The sequence below is a fragment of the Cyanobium sp. Cruz-8D1 genome (assembly GCF_024345975.1).
Classification (GTDB): domain Bacteria; phylum Cyanobacteriota; class Cyanobacteriia; order PCC-6307; family Cyanobiaceae; genus Cyanobium.
Genome location: NZ_JAGQCD010000003.1, coordinates 183148 through 199195 on the forward strand (window position 1 = coordinate 183148; position 16048 = coordinate 199195).

General features: G+C 69.7%; 16 protein-coding genes. 11 read left to right on the forward strand and 5 right to left on the reverse strand.

Translation table 11 applies throughout. The features are described 5' to 3' along the window. Genes KBZ33_RS03675 through cbbX form a run of 5 tightly spaced genes read left to right on the forward strand, consistent with a single transcriptional unit; the run spans position 1 to position 5760 of the window. Positions 1-1845, forward strand: coding sequence for an NAD(P)H-quinone oxidoreductase subunit F (locus KBZ33_RS03675; RefSeq protein WP_254950280.1), 1845 nt, complete (start codon positions 1-3; stop codon positions 1843-1845). 9 nt (positions 1846-1854) lie between these two features. After that, entirely contained in the window at positions 1855-3387 is a 1533-nt protein-coding gene (locus tag KBZ33_RS03680) for an NADH-quinone oxidoreductase subunit M (RefSeq protein ID WP_254950279.1), read from the forward strand. After that, on the forward strand, positions 3384-4544 hold the full coding sequence (locus KBZ33_RS03685; RefSeq protein WP_254950277.1) for a CO2 hydration protein: 1161 nt from the start codon (positions 3384-3386) through the stop codon (positions 4542-4544). The genes KBZ33_RS03680 and KBZ33_RS03685 overlap by 4 nt, the downstream gene beginning before the upstream one ends. A gap of 15 nt (positions 4545-4559) precedes the next feature. Next, on the forward strand, positions 4560-4805 hold the full coding sequence (locus tag KBZ33_RS03690; RefSeq protein WP_254950276.1) for a 4a-hydroxytetrahydrobiopterin dehydratase: 246 nt from the start codon (positions 4560-4562) through the stop codon (positions 4803-4805). Beyond that, the gene (gene cbbX / locus KBZ33_RS03695; RefSeq protein ID WP_254950274.1) at positions 4792-5760 is read left to right on the forward strand and encodes a CbbX protein; all 969 of its coding nucleotides are present in this window, start codon (positions 4792-4794) and stop codon (positions 5758-5760) included. Before KBZ33_RS03690 ends, cbbX begins: the two co-directional genes overlap by 14 nt. 3 nt (positions 5761-5763) lie before the next feature. On the opposite strand, the gene dnaA is transcribed toward cbbX, so the two are convergent. Beyond that, positions 5764-7197 carry a chromosomal replication initiator protein DnaA gene (gene dnaA / locus KBZ33_RS03700; RefSeq protein ID WP_396107872.1) on the reverse strand — a complete coding sequence of 478 codons (1434 nt, stop codon included), beginning with the start codon at positions 7195-7197 and terminating at the stop codon, positions 5764-5766. Positions 7198-7288: 91 nt separating this feature from the next. Here dnaA and KBZ33_RS03705 point away from each other — a divergent pair, with 91 nt between their 5' ends. The 3 genes from KBZ33_RS03705 to KBZ33_RS03715 are packed head-to-tail and all read left to right on the forward strand — an operon-like array spanning position 7289 to position 9821. Further along, the gene (locus KBZ33_RS03705; protein WP_254950272.1) at positions 7289-8416 is read left to right on the forward strand and encodes a trypsin-like peptidase domain-containing protein; all 1128 of its coding nucleotides are present in this window, start codon (positions 7289-7291) and stop codon (positions 8414-8416) included. Then, the gene (locus KBZ33_RS03710) at positions 8413-9078 is read left to right on the forward strand and encodes a TIGR04282 family arsenosugar biosynthesis glycosyltransferase (RefSeq protein WP_254950270.1); all 666 of its coding nucleotides are present in this window, start codon (positions 8413-8415) and stop codon (positions 9076-9078) included. Before KBZ33_RS03705 ends, KBZ33_RS03710 begins: the two co-directional genes overlap by 4 nt. Next, complete coding sequence (locus tag KBZ33_RS03715) at positions 9069-9821, forward strand: TIGR04283 family arsenosugar biosynthesis glycosyltransferase (RefSeq protein ID WP_315859128.1); 753 nt, start codon at positions 9069-9071, stop codon at positions 9819-9821. The genes KBZ33_RS03710 and KBZ33_RS03715 overlap by 10 nt, the downstream gene beginning before the upstream one ends. Here the strand turns inward: KBZ33_RS03715 and KBZ33_RS03720 are convergent. Beyond that, positions 9764-10234, reverse strand: coding sequence for a GNAT family N-acetyltransferase (locus KBZ33_RS03720; protein ID WP_254950618.1), 471 nt, complete (start codon positions 10232-10234; stop codon positions 9764-9766). The two genes, KBZ33_RS03715 and KBZ33_RS03720, sit on opposite strands and share 58 nt — an antisense overlap. A gap of 142 nt (positions 10235-10376) precedes the next feature. Here KBZ33_RS03720 and KBZ33_RS03725 point away from each other — a divergent pair, with 142 nt between their 5' ends. Then, the gene (locus KBZ33_RS03725; RefSeq protein WP_254950266.1) at positions 10377-11144 is read left to right on the forward strand and encodes an alpha/beta fold hydrolase; all 768 of its coding nucleotides are present in this window, start codon (positions 10377-10379) and stop codon (positions 11142-11144) included. On the opposite strand, the gene KBZ33_RS03730 is transcribed toward KBZ33_RS03725, so the two are convergent. Together KBZ33_RS03730 and hisG are read right to left on the reverse strand one after the other, a co-directional pair. Beyond that, the gene (locus KBZ33_RS03730; protein WP_254950265.1) at positions 11096-12895 is read right to left on the reverse strand and encodes an ABC transporter ATP-binding protein; all 1800 of its coding nucleotides are present in this window, start codon (positions 12893-12895) and stop codon (positions 11096-11098) included. The two genes, KBZ33_RS03725 and KBZ33_RS03730, sit on opposite strands and share 49 nt — an antisense overlap. After that, entirely contained in the window at positions 12892-13560 is a 669-nt protein-coding gene (gene hisG, locus KBZ33_RS03735; protein ID WP_254950263.1) for an ATP phosphoribosyltransferase, read from the reverse strand. Before hisG ends, KBZ33_RS03730 begins: the two co-directional genes overlap by 4 nt. Before the next feature lie 29 nt (positions 13561-13589). On the opposite strand from hisG, the gene gloB reads away from it, so the two are divergent. Beyond that, entirely contained in the window at positions 13590-14348 is a 759-nt protein-coding gene (gene gloB / locus KBZ33_RS03740; protein WP_254950261.1) for a hydroxyacylglutathione hydrolase, read from the forward strand. A 16-nt stretch (positions 14349-14364) separates the two neighbouring features. On the opposite strand, the gene KBZ33_RS03745 is transcribed toward gloB, so the two are convergent. After that, complete coding sequence (locus KBZ33_RS03745) at positions 14365-15552, reverse strand: ABC transporter ATP-binding protein (protein WP_254950259.1); 1188 nt, start codon at positions 15550-15552, stop codon at positions 14365-14367. 29 nt (positions 15553-15581) lie between these two features. Here KBZ33_RS03745 and KBZ33_RS03750 point away from each other — a divergent pair, with 29 nt between their 5' ends. Beyond that, positions 15582-16010 (forward strand): RidA family protein, encoded by a 429-nt coding sequence (locus KBZ33_RS03750; RefSeq protein WP_254950258.1) that lies wholly within the window; start codon positions 15582-15584, stop codon positions 16008-16010. Positions 16011-16048 lie beyond the last annotated feature (38 nt).

The following is a 16048-nucleotide window of genomic DNA, read 5'->3' on the forward strand; positions in this document are numbered from 1 at the left end:
TTGCCGGACACCCTTCCCCTGTCGATCCAGCTCAGCTGGCTGATCCCCCTCTACGGATTCAGCGGCATGCTGCTCTCCCTGCCCTGGGCGACCGGCTGGATCCGACGCAACGGCCCCCGTCCGGCCGCCTACCTCAACCTGCTGGTCACCCTGCTGGCGGTGCTGCACGGCAGCCTCGTGCTGCGTGCCGTGCTGGCCCTCGGCCCCCAGCATCTCGACATCGCCTGGTTCGCGGCGGCCGACCTGGACCTGCGCATCGGCTTCGATCTTTCCCTCACCAACCTGGCGGCCCTGGAACTGGTGACGTTCATGAGTCTGGTGGGCCAGGTGTTCGCCCTGGGCTACCTCGACAAGGAATGGTCCCTGGCCCGCTTCTACGCCCTGCTGGGGTTCTTCGAAGGGGCCATGGCCGGGGTGGTGCTGAGCAGCAACCTGTTCATGAGTTATTTCCTGCTGGAGATGCTCACCCTGTCCACTTACCTGCTGGTGGGCTTCTGGTACGCCCAGCCCCTGGTGGTGACCGCCGCCCGCGATGCCTTCCTGACCAAGCGGGTGGGGGATGTGCTGCTGCTGATGGGGGTGGTCACCCTGTCGGCCTGGGCCGGATCCCTGGAATTCATCGACCTGTACGCCTGGTCCGCCAGCGAAACCCTGCCGGCCCTGGGGGCCACCCTGCTGGGCCTGGGGCTGATCGCCGGACCGATGGGCAAATGCGCCCAGTTTCCGATGCACCTCTGGCTGGATGAGGCCATGGAGGGCCCCAACCCGGCTTCGATCCTGCGCAACTCCGTGGTGGTGACCTGCGGCGCCGTGGTGCTGCTGAAGCTGATGCCGCTGCTGCTGATCTCGCCGTTGGCCATCGATGTGCTGCTGGCGGTCGGCACCATCAGTGCGCTGGGCGGTGCCCTGGTGGCCATCGCCCAGGTTGACCTGAAGCGGGCCTGCTCCTACTCCACCACCTCCTACCTGGGGCTGGTGTTCGTGGCCATCGCCCTGCAGCAGCCTTTCATCGCCCTGTTGTTGCTCTTCTCCCATGCGTTGGCCAAGGCCGTGCTGTTCATGAGCGTGGGCAGCGTCATCGCCACCACCAACTGCCAGGACCTCACCGAACTGGGCGGCCTGGGGTCGCGGATGCCCGCGACCACCACCGGATTTCTGGTGGGGGCGGCCGGCCTCACCGGCCTGCTGCCCCTGGGATGTTTCTGGAGCTTCGGCCTGATGGTGGAGGGGCTGAGCTCCAGGGCCCCGTTCTTTGCCGCCGTGGTGCTGCTCACCAACGGCCTGACGGCCCTGAACCTGACGCGGGTGTACCGCCAGGTGTTCCTGGGCTCCCCCCACCCCAAGACCCGCCGCACCCCCGAGGTGAACTGGCTGATGGCCCTGCCGATGGTGACCGTCGCGGTGCTGGTGCTGGTGACGCCCCTGGTGATGGCCCGCATCGACCGGGTTCCCGGCATCGGGGCCTTCTCCAGCGTCACCGCCCTGGCGCTGGTGGGCAGCGGCCTGGCCGGTCTTCTGGCCGGCAGCCTGATCCCCCTCGACACCTTCTGGTCCCGCTCCGTGCTACGGCCCCTTCGCCTGCTGCAGGACCTGCTGGCCTTCGACTTCTACACCGACCGCATCTACCGGGCCACGATCGTGGCCTTCGTGGCCGGCCTGGCCCGAATCACCAACGGCTTCGACCAGCTGGTGGTGAACGGCCTGGTCAACCGCATCGCCGGAGTCTCGATGGCCTCGGCTGAAAGCCTCAAGCTTGGGGTGAGCGGACGCCTGCAGACCTACGTCTTCACCGTGGTGGCGGCGATCGTGGTGCTGATTGGCAGCCTCTCCTGGCTGGGGGGCTGAGCCGGAACCATGCTGAGCGCCCTGCTGCTGATTCCCTTCGCCGGCGCCCTCGGCCTGCTCTGCTGGCCGGGGGAGCTGGCCACCGAGCGCATCCGTCGCGCCGCCCTCGGCCTGCTGGTCCTGCAGCTGCTCTGGAGCCTGCGGGTGCTGCTGGCCTTCGATGTCAGCGATCCGGGCCTGCAGTTGCAGGAGTCCTTCGCCTGGGTCGACAGCATCGGCCTCGATTACCGCCTGGGCGTCGACGGCCTGGCCATGCCCCTGGTGCTGGTCAACGCCGCCCTCACCCTGGTGTCGGCGATCTGCACCCGCGACCTCAGCCAGCGTCCCCGCCTTTACTTCGCCCTGCTGCTGGGGATCAGCGGGGCGGTGAACGGGGCGTTCCTCTCTGAAAACCTGCTGCTGTTCTTCCTCTTCTATGAACTGGAGCTGATTCCCCTCTGGCTGCTGATCTCGATCTGGGGCGGCGCCAACCGGGGCTATGCCGCCACCAAGTTCCTGATCTTCACGGCCATCTCAGGCTTCCTGATCCTGGGCGCCTTCCTGGGCCTCGCCCTGGTCACCGGCCAGGCCGATTTCGGCATCCACCCGGTGACCACCGCCCAGCTGGGCATGGGCACCCAGTTGGTGCTGCTGGGGGCGCTGTTGATCGGCTTCGCCATCAAGATCCCCCTGGTGCCCTTCCACACCTGGCTCCCCGATGCCCACACCGAGGCCTCCACGCCGGTGTCGGTGCTGCTGGCGGGCGTGCTGCTGAAACTGGGCACCTACGGCCTGCTGCGCTTCTGCCTGGGGATGTTCCCGGAGGCCTGGGCCCTGCTGGCGCCCGCTCTGGCGGGCTGGGCGGCGGTGTCGGTGCTGTACGGCTCGCTGGCGGCCATCGCCCAGCGGGACATGAAGCGGATGGTGGCCTACAGCTCCGTGGGCCACATGGGCTACATCCTGCTGGCGGCGGCGGCCGCCACCCCCGTCAGCCTGCTGGGGGCCGTCTTCCAGATGGTCAGCCACGGCCTGATTTCCGCCCTGCTGTTCCTGCTGGTGGGCGTGGTCTACCGCAAGACCCGCACCCGGGATCTGGAGGTGCTGCGCGGCCTGCTCAACCCCGAGCGCGGCCTGCCCTTCACCGGCACCCTGATGATCCTGGGGGTGATGGCCAGCGCCGGCATGCCCGGCATGGCCGGCTTCATCTCCGAATTCCTGGTGTTCCGCGGCAGCCTCGCCGCCTTCCCGGTGGCCACCCTGCTGTGCATGGTGGGCTCCGGCCTCACGGCGGTGTACTTCCTGCTGCTCGTGAACCGGGCCTTCTTCGGTCGGCTGGCGGTGACCCCACCCAGCGCTGATGCGGTGGCCGACTCCCGCCTCGAAGTGCGCCTGCCGGCGGTGGCCCTGCGCGAAACCCTGCCTGCCCTGGCCTTGGCCAGCGGTGTGGTGGGCCTGGGGGTGCTGCCCTGGGGGCTGGGCAGGCTGAGCGAACAGGCCACCACCGCCATGGCCCAGTTGCCGGCTCTGGTGGCGGCGATCCAGGGCGGAGGGCTGCTGTCATGAGACCGATCCCCCGTTCCCCCAAACCGCCCCTCACCTTCAGCGGCGGGCTGCCCTCCAGCGACGACCTGGTGGAGACCCTGCTGGCCGGACACACCCTGCTGGCCGAGTCCCCCGATCACCTGAGCCAGGTGGTGGACGTGCTGGAGAGCTACGGGGAGGTGCTGGATGCCTACAGCATCAATCTGATCTACCAGGCCGAGAAGCAGTTCCTGAATCCCTTCCCGGTGTTCCGCTTCCTCGACGGTGACCACAGCCCGGCGAAGATCTGGCGCCACCTGCTGCACGACCGGATCAATTTCGAATACGCGGAGTATTGCCAGAAGGCGATGCTGTGGCATGGCACCGGTGGCCTCGACGCCTACCTCGACAGCGAGGCCTTTGCGGCCAACTGCGCCGCCATCGTCGCCCACAAGACCCGCCGCGACCCCCTGCTGGCGGCGCTCAACCCGCTGTTCCCCCAGTTCCTGAGCGAACTGATCCGCTCGGCGGCCACCACCCACGCCCTGGGCCAGTTCTGGCGGGTGATGAGTGATCTGTTCATCGATCTGGCCCGGGCCGAGCGGGATGGGCGGGTGGACTCGATCGCCGCGGTGGTCACCTTCATCAAGGAGGGCCTGGTGGCGGCAGCCGGGGCACCGATCACCTACGCGGTGGAGATCGCCGGCACCAGCTTCTGGGTGCTCCCCCCCGAGGCGGGCCTCACCTTCCTGATGGATGTGGCCGTGCCCTACGTGGAAGCGGTGTTCCTGCGCGGCACCCCGTTCCTGGGCACGGTGTCGTTCAACGCCCAGGCCCAGCAGATCTCCCCCGACCAGGCCCAGTTCAGGTACGGCGCCCTCTACGCCGACCCGCTGCCCACCATGGGCTCGGGGATCCCGCCCAGCCTGCTGATGCAGGACATGTACCGCCACCTTCCCGACCGTCTCCACCACACCTACCTGGCCGGCATCCGCGGTGCCGGGGACGTGCGGGTGAAGATCTGCATGACGTTCCAGAAGGCGATGTTCTGCGTCACCAACGCCGCCATTGCCGGCACCTTCCCCCATCCGCTCGAGAGCGATGTCCCGACGGAGCAGGCGGCCAACCGGGCCTACGCCGCCGCCTGGGCCGCGCGCCTCTGCGTGGCTCGCACCGACTGTCTCGACGATCCCGGCTGATCTAGGGTCGCATCCATGGATCAGCCCTGGACCCGGCGGCCCCGACCGGATCGGCTCGAGCGCCGCATCGAGTTCGACGACTACGAACGCACCCGCACCTTCCTGGAGCGCCTGAACGGCCTCTCGGAGCAGGAGGGCCGCTTCCCCGACATCAGCTTCGGGCGCACCTACGTGAACCTCACCGTGCGCGCCGAAGCCGACGATGACCCCATCGGTGAACCGGAGGAAACCTTCGCCAAGGCCATCGATGGGCTCCTCTAGCGACGACGATGCCGACGCCGCTGGGGCGGCAGCGGCCCAGGAGGCGACGCTGGTGGACCTGCGGGCGGCCTACGACGCCGCCGGCATCAAGGAGGGTCTCGACCAGCTCGACCGGGAACTGATCGGCCTGCGTCCGGTGAAGGCCCGGATCCGGGAGATCGCCGCCCTGCTGGTGATCAACCGGGCCCGCACCCAGGTGGGGCTCGACACGGCGCCCCCCAGCCTGCACATGTCGTTCACCGGCCGGCCCGGCACCGGCAAGACGACGGTGGCGGCGCGCATGTCGAAGATCCTGCACGGGCTCGGCTACGTGCGCAAGGGCCACGTGGTGACGGCCACCCGTGACGACCTGGTGGGCCAGTACATCGGCCACACCGCGCCAAAAACCCGGGAGATGCTGAAAAAGGCGATGGGCGGTGTGCTGTTCATCGACGAGGCCTACTACCTCTACCGGCCCGAGAACGAGCGCGATTACGGCGCCGAGGCGATCGAGATTCTGCTGCAGGTGATGGAGAACAACCGCAACGATCTGGTGGTGATCTTCGCCGGTTACAAGGAGCGGATGGACATCTTCTACCAGAGCAATCCAGGCCTGTCCTCGCGGGTGGCCAACCACATCGACTTTCCCGACTACTCCGCGCCGGAACTCCTGGCGATCGCCCAGCTGATCCTGGCGGCGGAGAACTACCGCTTCAGCCCGGAAGCGGGCGCGGCCTTCGCCGAGTACATCCAGCGCCGCATGCAGCTGCCCTTCTTCGCCAATGCCCGCTCGATTCGCAACGCCATCGATCGGGCCCGCATGCGCCAGGCCAACCGCCTGTTCAGCGGCATGGGCCGGGCCCTCACCAAAACCGACCTGATGACGATTGAGGCCGACGACATCACCGCCAGCCGGGTGTTCCATGGGGAAGTGGAAGGGCTGGATCCGGCCCAGCCCCTCACCGGCGCCGGCTGACGCTCAGCGGCGCTGGCGACAGGCGATCTGCAGCAGATCCCGCACCTGCTGCACCCGCCGCGCCAGGGACGGGTCGGTGCTGAGCTTCTTCTCCACCTGCTCCACCGCGTACATCACGGTGGAGTGATCCTTGCCGCCGAAGGCTTCGCCGATGCGCGGCAGCGACAGGTTGGTGTTCTGGCGCATCAGGTACATTCCCACCTGGCGTGACTGGCTGACGGCCCGTTTGCGGCTGGGGCTGAGCATCTCCTCGATGCGCACCTCAAACACCTCGGCCACCTTCTCCAGCACCTGCTGGGGGGTGACCGCCACCTCATGACCGATCGGATCGAGCATCGGCGCCAGCGATTCCACCGTCATCGGCAGGCCCGTGATCGAGGCGAAGGCCACCGCCCGGGTGAGGGCGCCTTCCAGTTCCCGGATGTTGGAGGTGAAGCGTCCGGCGATGTACTGGATCAGTGCCCGGGGCAAGGCCACCTGTTCCGCCTCAGCCTTCTTGTGCAGGATCGCCATGCGAGTTTCCAGATCCGGGATCTGGATGTCGGCGATCAGGCCCATCGAAAAGCGGGAAATCAGCCGCTCCTGCAGCTTGGGAATCTGGCTGGGGGGACGGTCGCTGGTGATCACGATCTGACGGCCGGCCTCATGCAGGGCGTTGAAGGTGTGAAAGAACTCCTCCTGCGTGTATTCCTTGCCCTCAATGAACTGGATGTCGTCCACCAGGATCAGGTCGGCCGCCCGGTAGCGATCCCGGAAGGCCTGCATCCCGTCCTTGCGGATCGCCTGGATCAGGTCATTGGTGAAGGTCTCGGTGGAGACATAGAAGACCCGGGCGTCCGGATCGATCTCCAGCCGGTAGTGGCCGATGGCCTGCATCAGGTGGGTCTTACCCAGCCCCACCCCACCGCAGATGAACAGGGGGTTGAACTCCCGGCCGGGGGCCTCCGCCACAGCCAGGGAGGCGGCATGGGCCATGCGGCTGTTGGCGCCCACGACGAAGCGGTTGAACACGTAGCGGGTGTTCAGGCCCGCCCCGGGGCGCAGGGGGGCCGGTACGGTTCTGGGGCCAGCTCCACCCGCACCACCCGCCAGCCCACCCGCCGAACGCACGGGAGCCTCCACCGCCGGCAGCGGCAGGGCGCCACCGTTCTCGCCGACGACCTCAAGCGCCCCGCCCAGGGGCTCAGCATCCGGAGCCACCTCCACCTCGACCCGCACCTGCCGGCCGGCATGCTCGCTGGCCACCGCGGCGATCATCACCAGGTAGTTCTTGCGCAGCCAGCCGCAAGCGAAGCTGTTGGGGGCCTCGAGCCGCAGCAGGCCGTCACGGAAGTCACGACAGCGCGCCTGACGAATCCAGGTCTCGTAGGTCGGTTTGCTGAGCCTGCCTTGAAGATCCTGGCTCACCCGGTGCCACAGCTGATCACCCTGCTGCACCAGGAGCCCACGACGCGAAGGCTGAATATAGGCATCCCGCGCCCGGAGGTTCGTCTTTAATGCATCCTTCAGCGACGCGCGTCCGCCTCCGATGGTTCAGCCCCGTTTCCTGTCCCGCCTCACCCTCCTGGCGGTCGCGGCAGGCCTGCTGACCTCCTGCACCAGCACCCGTCTGGCCCTGCCGGGCCTGCCGAAGCCCGAGCAGCCCCCCATCAGCGATGCGTCACCGGCGCCCATGCTGCAGCCCAGCAGTTCCGTGATCGTGGACGCCGTCGAGAAGGCCGGCCCGGCCGTGGTGCGCATCGACACGGTCAAGCGCACCGTGAACCCCATGGGGGGGATCTTCGGGCGGGGTCCGGCCATCCAGCAGCAGCAGGGCCAGGGATCGGGCTTCATCACCCGCTCCGACGGGGTGCTGCTCACCAATGCCCACGTGGTCGAGGGGGCCAGCGAGGTGAGCGTGACCCTGCCCGACGGCCGCAGCTTCACCGGCAAGGTGCTGGGGGCCGACCCCCTCACCGACGTGGCGGTGGTCAAGGTGGTGGCCTCCAAGCTGCCGGTCGCCACCCTGGGCGATTCCAACAAGGTCAGGCCGGGGGAATTGGCGATCGCCATCGGCAACCCCCTCGGCCTCGACAACACGGTGACGGCCGGGATCATCAGCGCCATCCAGCGCACCAACGCCGTGGGTGAGGGCCAGCGGGTGCCCTACATCCAGACCGACGCGGCCGTGAACCCCGGCAACAGCGGCGGGCCCCTGATCAACGACCGCGGCCAGGTGATCGGCATCAACACCGCCATTCGCCAGGCGCCGGGGGCCGGGCTGAGCTTCGCGATCCCGATCAACACGGCCCGGCAGATCGCCGCCCAGATCCTTGAGCGCGGCTATGCCAGCCATCCCTACATCGGTGTGCGCCTCCAGGCCCTCACCCCCCAGCTGGCCAAGGAGATCAACGCCACCACCAGCGAGTGTCGCCTGCCGGAAGTGAACGGTGTGGTGGTGGTCGAGGTGATGGACAACAGCCCGGCGGCCCAGGGCGGGCTCAAGCCCTGCGATCTGATCGAGAAAGTGGGTGACAAGGCGGTCCGCAACGCCTCGGAGGTGCAGCTGGGCGTGGATCGGGGCAGGGTGGGCGAGCCGCTGGCGATCACGGTGCTGCGCAACGGCTCCCGGCAGAACCTCACCCTCCGCCCCGCCGAACTGCCGCGCGAGGGTTGAGACCGACCAGGGACCGGGGCCATGGACCACCCCAGTTGGTGATGCTGGCCCGCTGGCCGGCGCCGGGCCGCTGCAAGAGCCGACTCGTGCCAGGTGTGGGCAGGGCCAGGGCCGCTGCCATCCAGGCCCGCCTCACCCAGCACGGGCTGGCGGCGGCGGCCCAGGCCCGCGAGGCCATGGCGGCGGCCGCAGGCGCCGAGGGCCATGGGGGCGGACTGGAGCTGGTGCTGGCGGCGAGCGGCCTGGGGCCCAGGGCCGCCGGGCGCTGGGGCCGCCTGCTCGGCGTCGACCGGGTTGTGGACCAAGGCAGCGGCAGCCTGGGGCTGCGGATGCAGCGTCAGATGCTGCGGGGCTGCCGGGAGGGGGCGGCGGCGGTGGTGCTGATCGGCAGTGACCTGCCGGCGCTGGCGGCCGAGGATCTGCTGGAGGCCTTCCGGGCGCTGCGTCACAGCCCCGTGGTGCTGGGCCCCGCCAGCGACGGGGGGTACTGGCTGATCGGCCGGCGACGGGCCGCGCCCCAGCTGTTCGCGGGCATCGACTGGGGCAGCGACCGGGTGCTGGCGCAGACCCTGCGGCTGGCAGGGCAGGCCGGCCTGGCCACGGCCCTGCTGGCGGAGCGCCACGATCTCGACCGCCCTGCCGACCTGGACCCATGGCGATGAGGCCACCCCTGAGCGTGGTGATCGCCGCCCGCGACGAGAGCCGGGGCCTGCCCGCCCTGCTGGCGGATCTGGCCACGGCACCCGAGCTGGTGCTGGAGGTTCTGGTGGTGGATGGCGGCAGCCGGGATGGCACCCCGCAGCTGGCCACCCTGGCGGGCGCCCGGGTGCTCCACGACGGCAGCGGCCGAGGCGGCCAGCTGGCCGCCGGAGTGGCCCACAGCGCCGGATCCTGGCTGTTGCTGCTGCACGGAGACGTGCGTCTGCCACCGGGGTGGGCCCGGGCCATCACAGCGGCGATCGCGGCCGGCGAGACCAGCGCCTGGGCCTTCCGGCTGCGCATCGCCGGCGCAGGGCCGGCCCTGCGCCTGGTGGAGCTGGCGGTGGAGCTGCGCAGCCGCTGGCGCCAGCTGCCCTACGGCGACCAGGGACTGCTGCTGGCCAGGCGGCTCCATGACGCCGCCGGTGGGGTGGCGCCGCTGCCGCTGATGGAGGATCTGGAGTTCGTGCAGCGCCTGCGGCGCCGGGCCAGGATCGGCACCCTCGCCCCTGCCATGCGCGTGAACGGCCGGCGCTGGCAGCGGCTGGGGGTGTGGCAGACGGTGCTCGCCAACGCCCGACTCAGGCGCGCCTGGCGCCGTGGGGCGCCAGCGGCGCAGCTCGCCGAGCGCTACTACGGCCCCGCCGCTCAGGGGGCATACCAGAAGGCACAGCGGCGCTGCAGCGGCTCCAGCTCCCAACCCTGAGCGGCGTAGAAGCCCACCACGCCGGGGTCGGCGAACAGGCTGACCCGATCAATCCCCATCGACCGCAGTTGCTCGAGCACATAGTCCATCAGCTCCTTGCCCAGGCCGGCCCCCTGGTAGCGGGGATGAACGGCCACATCCCAGACAGTGGCCTCCACGACCCCGTCGCCGGTACAGCGGGCGAAGCCCACCAGCCGCGGCAAGCGGGCGTCATGGCGCCAGAGCCCTACCTGGAGAAGACTGTGCTGGAGGGCCTTGCGCACCCGCCGCAGGGGCCGGCGGCTCCAGCCCACCGCGTCGCAGAGCGCCTCGAGTTCAATCAGGTCGATCGGGCGTGCCTGGCTGAGCACCAGCTCCAGGTTGGGATTGGGGGTGGCGCAGAGCCGGTGCGCGGACCCGTAGAGATCGGTCATCAACGGCAGGGTCTCGGGCACGGCGTGGGGGCTACGCGTTCTGAAGATCCTGACGGATGCAGGCTGGACTACGGCAGGGTAGGGAATCCCTCCGACGACCGTCCTGAGCCTCTCCTCCACCAGCTCCGATCGGCCCCTGCTGGTGGGCGTGCATGGCTGGCTGCTGGCGGGCCGGCTGTGGCATCCCCTGAGGCAGGAACTGGCGCCGCGCTGGTCGCTGTGGTGCCCCGATCTGCCTGGTTTCGGCGGCACCGTGCGGCCCCGGGGTCTGCAGGCCAGCCTGGCCAGCTACGGCCGCTGGCTGGCGGAGGCCGCCCAACAGGAAGCCGCCGGCCGACCAGTGGTGCTGGTGGGCCACTCCCTGGGGGGAAGCCTGGCGCTGCACGCGGCGCCCCTGCTGGGGGAGCAGCTGCGGGGCCTGGTGCAGATCGCCGTGGGGGGCGGTGTGTATCAGCCGCGGCCCTTCGCCCGGGTCCGCCGGGGAGGGGCCGCCTTTCTGCGCTGGCGACCGGTCTGGGCGGCCCAGCTGCCCGGTACAGACGCGATCCGCAGCCCGCTGGTGGCCGAAGGCCGCGCCGCACGGGGACTGCTGGCCTGCAGCACCAACCGGGGCGCCGTGCGCCAGCTGCCCCGGCTCGCCGCCAAACTCCAGGTGCCCAGCCTGTGGATCGCCGGCAGCCGCGACCAGGTGATGCAGCCCCGCTATGTGCGCCACCTGGCCGGCTACAGCCCCGATCACCAGCTCGCCATCCTCAACGGCCTTGGGCACCTGCCGATGGGCGAACAACCGCGCCAGCTGGCCGCCCTGATCGGCACCTGGCTGGAGCAGGACCTGGAACTGCCCACCCAGACCCAAGGGCCTCAGAGCGTGGCCAGCCCTTTTTCCTGCAACTCCGCCAGCTGGGCGTAGAGCCCCCCGACGGCACGCAACTCACGGTGGTTGCCCTCCTCGATCAGACGACCGCGGCGCAACACCAGGATGCGATCGGCGGCTTCGACGGTGGCCAGCCGGTGGGCGATCACGATGGCGGTGCGGCCGCTGAGCAGCGTGTCGAGATCCCGCTGCAGGGTGGCCTCGGTGGAGGGGTCCATGAAGGCGGTGGCCTCATCCATGACCAGAACAGAGGGGTCGCGGATCGCCACCCGCGCCACGGCCAGCAGCTGGCGTTCGCCGGAGGAAAGATTGCCGCCCCGCTCGCGCAGCTCGGTGGCCAGGCCATCCCCCAGCCGGCCCAGCAGGGGGGTGAGGCCGAGATCGCCGCAGATCCGCTCCAGATCGGTCTGACTGATGTCGGAATCGAGGCGCAGGTTGTCGGCCACGTTGCCGCTGAACAGGAACGTGTCCTGCAGCACCACCCCCAGGCGGCGGCGCAGGGTGGCGATGGGAAGCTCGCGGATGTCCACCCCATCGAGGCGGATGCTGCCCTGCTGGGGTTCGTAGAGCCGGCAGAGCAGCCGGATCACGGTGGTCTTGCCGGACCCAGTGGGACCCACGATCGCCACGTGCTCCCCTGCTGCGATGCGGAAAGAGAGATCGGTGAGGATCGGATCGTCGGGGCGGTAGGCGAAGGAGACGTTCTCGAACTCCACCGCGCCGGGGCTGAAGCGTTCGGCACCGGACAGCACGGCGGCGCGGCTGCGCTGGCTGCTGGGTAGATCGGCGATCTCAATCGGCTGCTCAAGCAGTTCACCGATGCGCTCGACGGCGGTGAGCCCCCCCTGGATCTGGGTAAAGCGCTCCGCCAGTTGGCGCAGGGGGTCGAACACCCGCTGGGAGAAGAGGATGAAGGTGGTCAGGGTGCCCAGGCCCATGGCCCCACCGGTGACCATGGCGCCGCCGAGGGCCAGCACCATCGCCACGGCCGCCAGGGCCACCCATTCGATGAAGGCCGAGATGGCGCTGTCGTAGAAAATCGTGCCGGTGACGGCCTGGCGGTAGGCGTCGGTGGTGTGGGAGAAACGCTCGCCGTTGACGGCCTCCCGCCGGAACATCTGCACCACCTCCAGTCCCTGGAGATTTTCCTGCAGGTCAGCGTTGAGCTGGCCCAGTTCCTCCCGCACCCGGTAGTTGGCCTTGCGGTAACGGCCCTGCAACCAGAGCACCCCCATGGTCACAGGCACCTGGCTGGCCAGCAGCAGCAGCCCAAGCCGCCACTCGATCGACAGCATGGTGAGGCCGATCACCAGCAGGGTGACCAGATCGGAGAGCACCCCCACCGCACCACTGCCAAACACCTCGGCCAGGGCATCGACGTCGCTGGTGAGGCGGGTGAGCAGCTTGCCCACCGGCGTACGGTCGTGGAAACGCAGCGACAGGGCCATCGCGTGGCGGAACAGGTCGTCGCGGATGCGGGCGGTGAGCCGCTGACCCACCACCTGCACGTTGTAGGTCTGGGTGCCCTGCAGGGAGAGCCGCAGCAGCACCGCCGCCAGCAGCAGCAGCACCAGCAACCGCAGGGCCACCGGGACCGGCAAGGGAGCCAGCCAGGACAGCACCTCCTCGCCCCGGAGCTTGGAGATCACCTGGCCCACCAGCAACGGCTGCACCGAGGCCGCCAGGGCCAGGGGGATCAGCAGCACCAGGGACAGCAGCAGACGCTTGCGATCCCGACCCAGATAGGGCAGGAGACGCCGCAGTCGCTGGCCATCGAGGCTGCTCATCGGACGGAGACCTGGATGGCGGCGACGCGCTCGACCAGGCCCTGGAGGGTCCCGTCATCGAGGCGCAGGGCCAGGGGATGGCCGATCAGGCGGGCCGTGCTGGTGAACAGATCCTCGATCGCCACCAGGCCGTTGTCCCGCAGGGTGCGGCCGGTGGCCACCAGGTCAACGATCGCCTCGGACATGCCCGTGATCGGACCGAGCTCCACCGATCCGGTCAGGTGGATCAGCTCCACCGGCAGATCCAGCTGGTCGAAGAAGGCCTCGGCGCAGCGGGTGAACTTGCTGGCCACGCGGCAGTGGGCCGGCAGATCGGCGGCCCGGCGGTAGCCGCTGCTGGCTTTCACCGCCACCGCCATGCGACAGCCGCCGAAGCCGAGGTCCACCAGCTGGGCCACAGGGAGCTGGTGCTCCCGCAGCACGTCGTACCCCACCACCCCGAGCTGGGCCTGGCCATAGGCCACATACACAGGCACATCGGCATTGCGCACCAGCAGGGCCCTGGCCGTGCCGCAGCGGCTCGGCACCATCAACAGGCGGTTGTCCTCGTCCAGCAGATCGGAGAAATCCAGGCCGGCCGCTGCGAAACGGCGTACCGAATCCTTCAGCAGGGCGCCCTTGGCCAGGGCGACGGTGATCGGGGATCGCTGGTTGGCGGTGATCATGGAAGCCAGCAGCAACCTGAACTGTAACGATGCAGGATCATCACCAAGACCCGCCCCAGGCCCCGCTGCAAGTGGTGCTGCTGCCGGTGCTGCGGGACAACTACCTGTTCGTGCTCCATGACGGCCGGCAAGCGGCGGTGGTGGATCCGGCGGTGGCGGACCCGGCGATCGCCTGGCTGAAGCAGCGGGACCTGGAGCTGGTGGCAGTGCTGCAGACCCACCACCACAGCGATCACATCGGCGGGACCCCTGGGCTGCTGCGGGAATGGCCCCGCTGTGAGGTGGTGGCGGCCCTGGCCGACCGGGAGCGGATCCCCTTCCAGACCAGGGGAGTGGCCGGCGGGGATCGTTTCACCCTGCTGGGCCAGCCGGTGGAGGTGCTGGCGGTGCCAGGCCACACCCGCGCCCACCTGGCCTTCCACCTGCCCCTGCAGGGCGAGCTCTTCTGCGGCGACACCCTGTTCGCCGCCGGCTGCGGCCGGCTGTTCGAGGGCAGCCCCGAGCAGATGCACCACTCCCTGGGCCTGTTGGCGGCGCTGCCGGAGACCACCCGGGTGTGGTGCGCCCATGAGTACACCGCCGCCAATCTGCGCTGGGCCGCAGCCCAGCGACCGGGGGATGGGGCCATCGCCGAACGGCTGGCCGCGGTGCTGCTCGCCCGGGGCCAGGACAGACCCACCATCCCCAGCAGCATCGGCGAGGAGCGGCGCACCAACCTGTTCCTGCGGGCGGCCGATGGCCAGGAACTGGCCGACTTGCGGCGCAGCAAGAATGACTGGACGGGCTGAGCGTCGCTGCCCGGCCTCAGGGAGGGGAGTTGACGCTTTCGGCGCTGCGCCCCAGCGGCAGGGTCACCAGCGAACGTCCACCAGGAAACAACAGCGCCGACTCACCGGAGCGGAACCGCAGCCACCCCCGCCGGCCGTGGGGGTGGTCGGCCTCCAGGGGCGCCCGCCAGCGCAGCCGGTGGTCCCCGAGCTGCACCTGGTAGAGCCATTCCCGGCCGAGAAACTCACGGCCGCTGATCCAGGCCGGCCCCTCCTCCTCGGGCAGGAACTCCAGGGCCTGGGGGCGAACCATCACCTCAACGCTCTCCGATTCCTCCGAGCCGTCTGGTCCCCTGGTCGCCGGCTCGAGCTCCCCGAGAACGGTCTGCAGCCGGCGGCCGCGCCAGCGGGCCGGCAACAGATTGGACTGGAGCACGAACTGGCCCACGAAGGCGGTAGCGGGCTGGTCGACCAGTTCGCGGGGCGGGGCGCACTGGTGCAGCACGCCATCGCGCAGCACCCCCACCCGGTTGCAGATCGCCAGAGCTTCCTCCGGATCGTGGGTGACCATCAGGCCGCTGGCGCCGCAGCGGGCCAGCACAGCTGGAAGCTCGCTGCGCAACCGCAGCCGCACCTCCACATCCAGATTGGAGAAGGGCTCATCCAGCAACACCACCGAGGGCGAGGGCGCTAGGGCCCGGGCCATGGCCAGGCGCTGGCGCTGGCCGCCGGAGAGTTCGTGGGGGTAGCGGCGCTCCAGCCCGCCCAGGCCCAGCAGATCGAGCAGCCAGGCCACCCGGGCGGTGTCCTGGCCGCGGCGCAGGCCGAAGCAGGCGTTGCGCCAGGCATCGAGATGGGGGAAGAGGGCATCGTCCTGGAACACCATGCCGACGCCCCGCCGTTCGGGGGGCAACAGCCTCTCCGGCCCCGCCACCTGCTGTCCGCCGATGCTGATGCTGCCGCGGCCGGGGCGCTCGAAGCCGGCGATCAGCCGCAGCAGGGTGGTCTTGCCGCAGCCAGAGGGGCCCAGCAGACCCACCAGTTCCCCCGCACCGAGAACGAGCTCGATGCCCTTGAGGGTCCAGGAGGAAACGTCGCGGCCCGGGTAGCGGTACCAGAGGTCTTCGATGCGGACGTGGTCGCGCGGGGCGACGTCCACGGGGGTGGACACCGTGGTGGCTGGAGTGGCGGACGGCGTGGCGATGGTGGTGGTGGTGGAAGCCATAAGATCCCAGTCCCGCATTGTTACCCGTCATGAGTTCCAACGCAGGCGGGGGTGACGAAAGGCACAGGCCCTTGTCTCATCCGGTCCACACCCCGGCCGCACCCGCCCCGGTGGGCCCCTACAACCAGGCCGTGCTCGCCGCTGGCGTTCTCTATTGCTCCGGCCAGATCGCCCTGGATCCGCTGAGCGGCACCCTGGTGGGGGATGGCGACGTGGAGGCCGAGACCGTCCAGGTGCTGAGCAACCTGCAGGCGGTACTGGCCGCCGCCGGCTGCAGCCCCGAGCACGTCGTGCGAACCACCGTGTACCTGGTGGATCTGAACGATTTCGCCCGGGTCAACAGCCTTTACGCCGGGATGTTCGCAGCCGGCGTGGCTCCGGCGCGGGCCTGTGTGCAGGTGGCCGCCTTGCCGAAGGGCGCGCGGGTGGAGATCGACGCCATCGCCGTCATCGCCTGAGGCGGTTCTCAGCGAAGGCTCAAAGTCCTCCGCTGGCT

Coding starts and splice junctions, on each gene's coding strand:
- KBZ33_RS03685 (WP_254950277.1), top strand. CDS start 3,384: ATGAGACCGATCCCCCGTTCCCCCAAACCGCCCCTCACCTTCAGCGGC.
- gloB (WP_254950261.1), top strand. CDS start 13,590: ATGCAGGATCATCACCAAGACCCGCCCCAGGCCCCGCTGCAAGTGGTG.
- KBZ33_RS03715 (WP_315859128.1), top strand. CDS start 9,069: ATGGCGATGAGGCCACCCCTGAGCGTGGTGATCGCCGCCCGCGACGAG.
- KBZ33_RS03745 (WP_254950259.1), bottom strand. CDS start 15,552: ATGGCTTCCACCACCACCACCATCGCCACGCCGTCCGCCACTCCAGCC.
- KBZ33_RS03750 (WP_254950258.1), top strand. CDS start 15,582: ATGAGTTCCAACGCAGGCGGGGGTGACGAAAGGCACAGGCCCTTGTCT.
- KBZ33_RS03680 (WP_254950279.1), top strand. CDS start 1,855: ATGCTGAGCGCCCTGCTGCTGATTCCCTTCGCCGGCGCCCTCGGCCTG.
- KBZ33_RS03720 (WP_254950618.1), bottom strand. CDS start 10,234: ATGACCGATCTCTACGGGTCCGCGCACCGGCTCTGCGCCACCCCCAAT.
- KBZ33_RS03690 (WP_254950276.1), top strand. CDS start 4,560: ATGGATCAGCCCTGGACCCGGCGGCCCCGACCGGATCGGCTCGAGCGC.
- KBZ33_RS03730 (WP_254950265.1), bottom strand. CDS start 12,895: ATGAGCAGCCTCGATGGCCAGCGACTGCGGCGTCTCCTGCCCTATCTG.
- KBZ33_RS03705 (WP_254950272.1), top strand. CDS start 7,289: ATGGTTCAGCCCCGTTTCCTGTCCCGCCTCACCCTCCTGGCGGTCGCG.
- cbbX (WP_254950274.1), top strand. CDS start 4,792: ATGGGCTCCTCTAGCGACGACGATGCCGACGCCGCTGGGGCGGCAGCG.
- hisG (WP_254950263.1), bottom strand. CDS start 13,560: ATGATCACCGCCAACCAGCGATCCCCGATCACCGTCGCCCTGGCCAAG.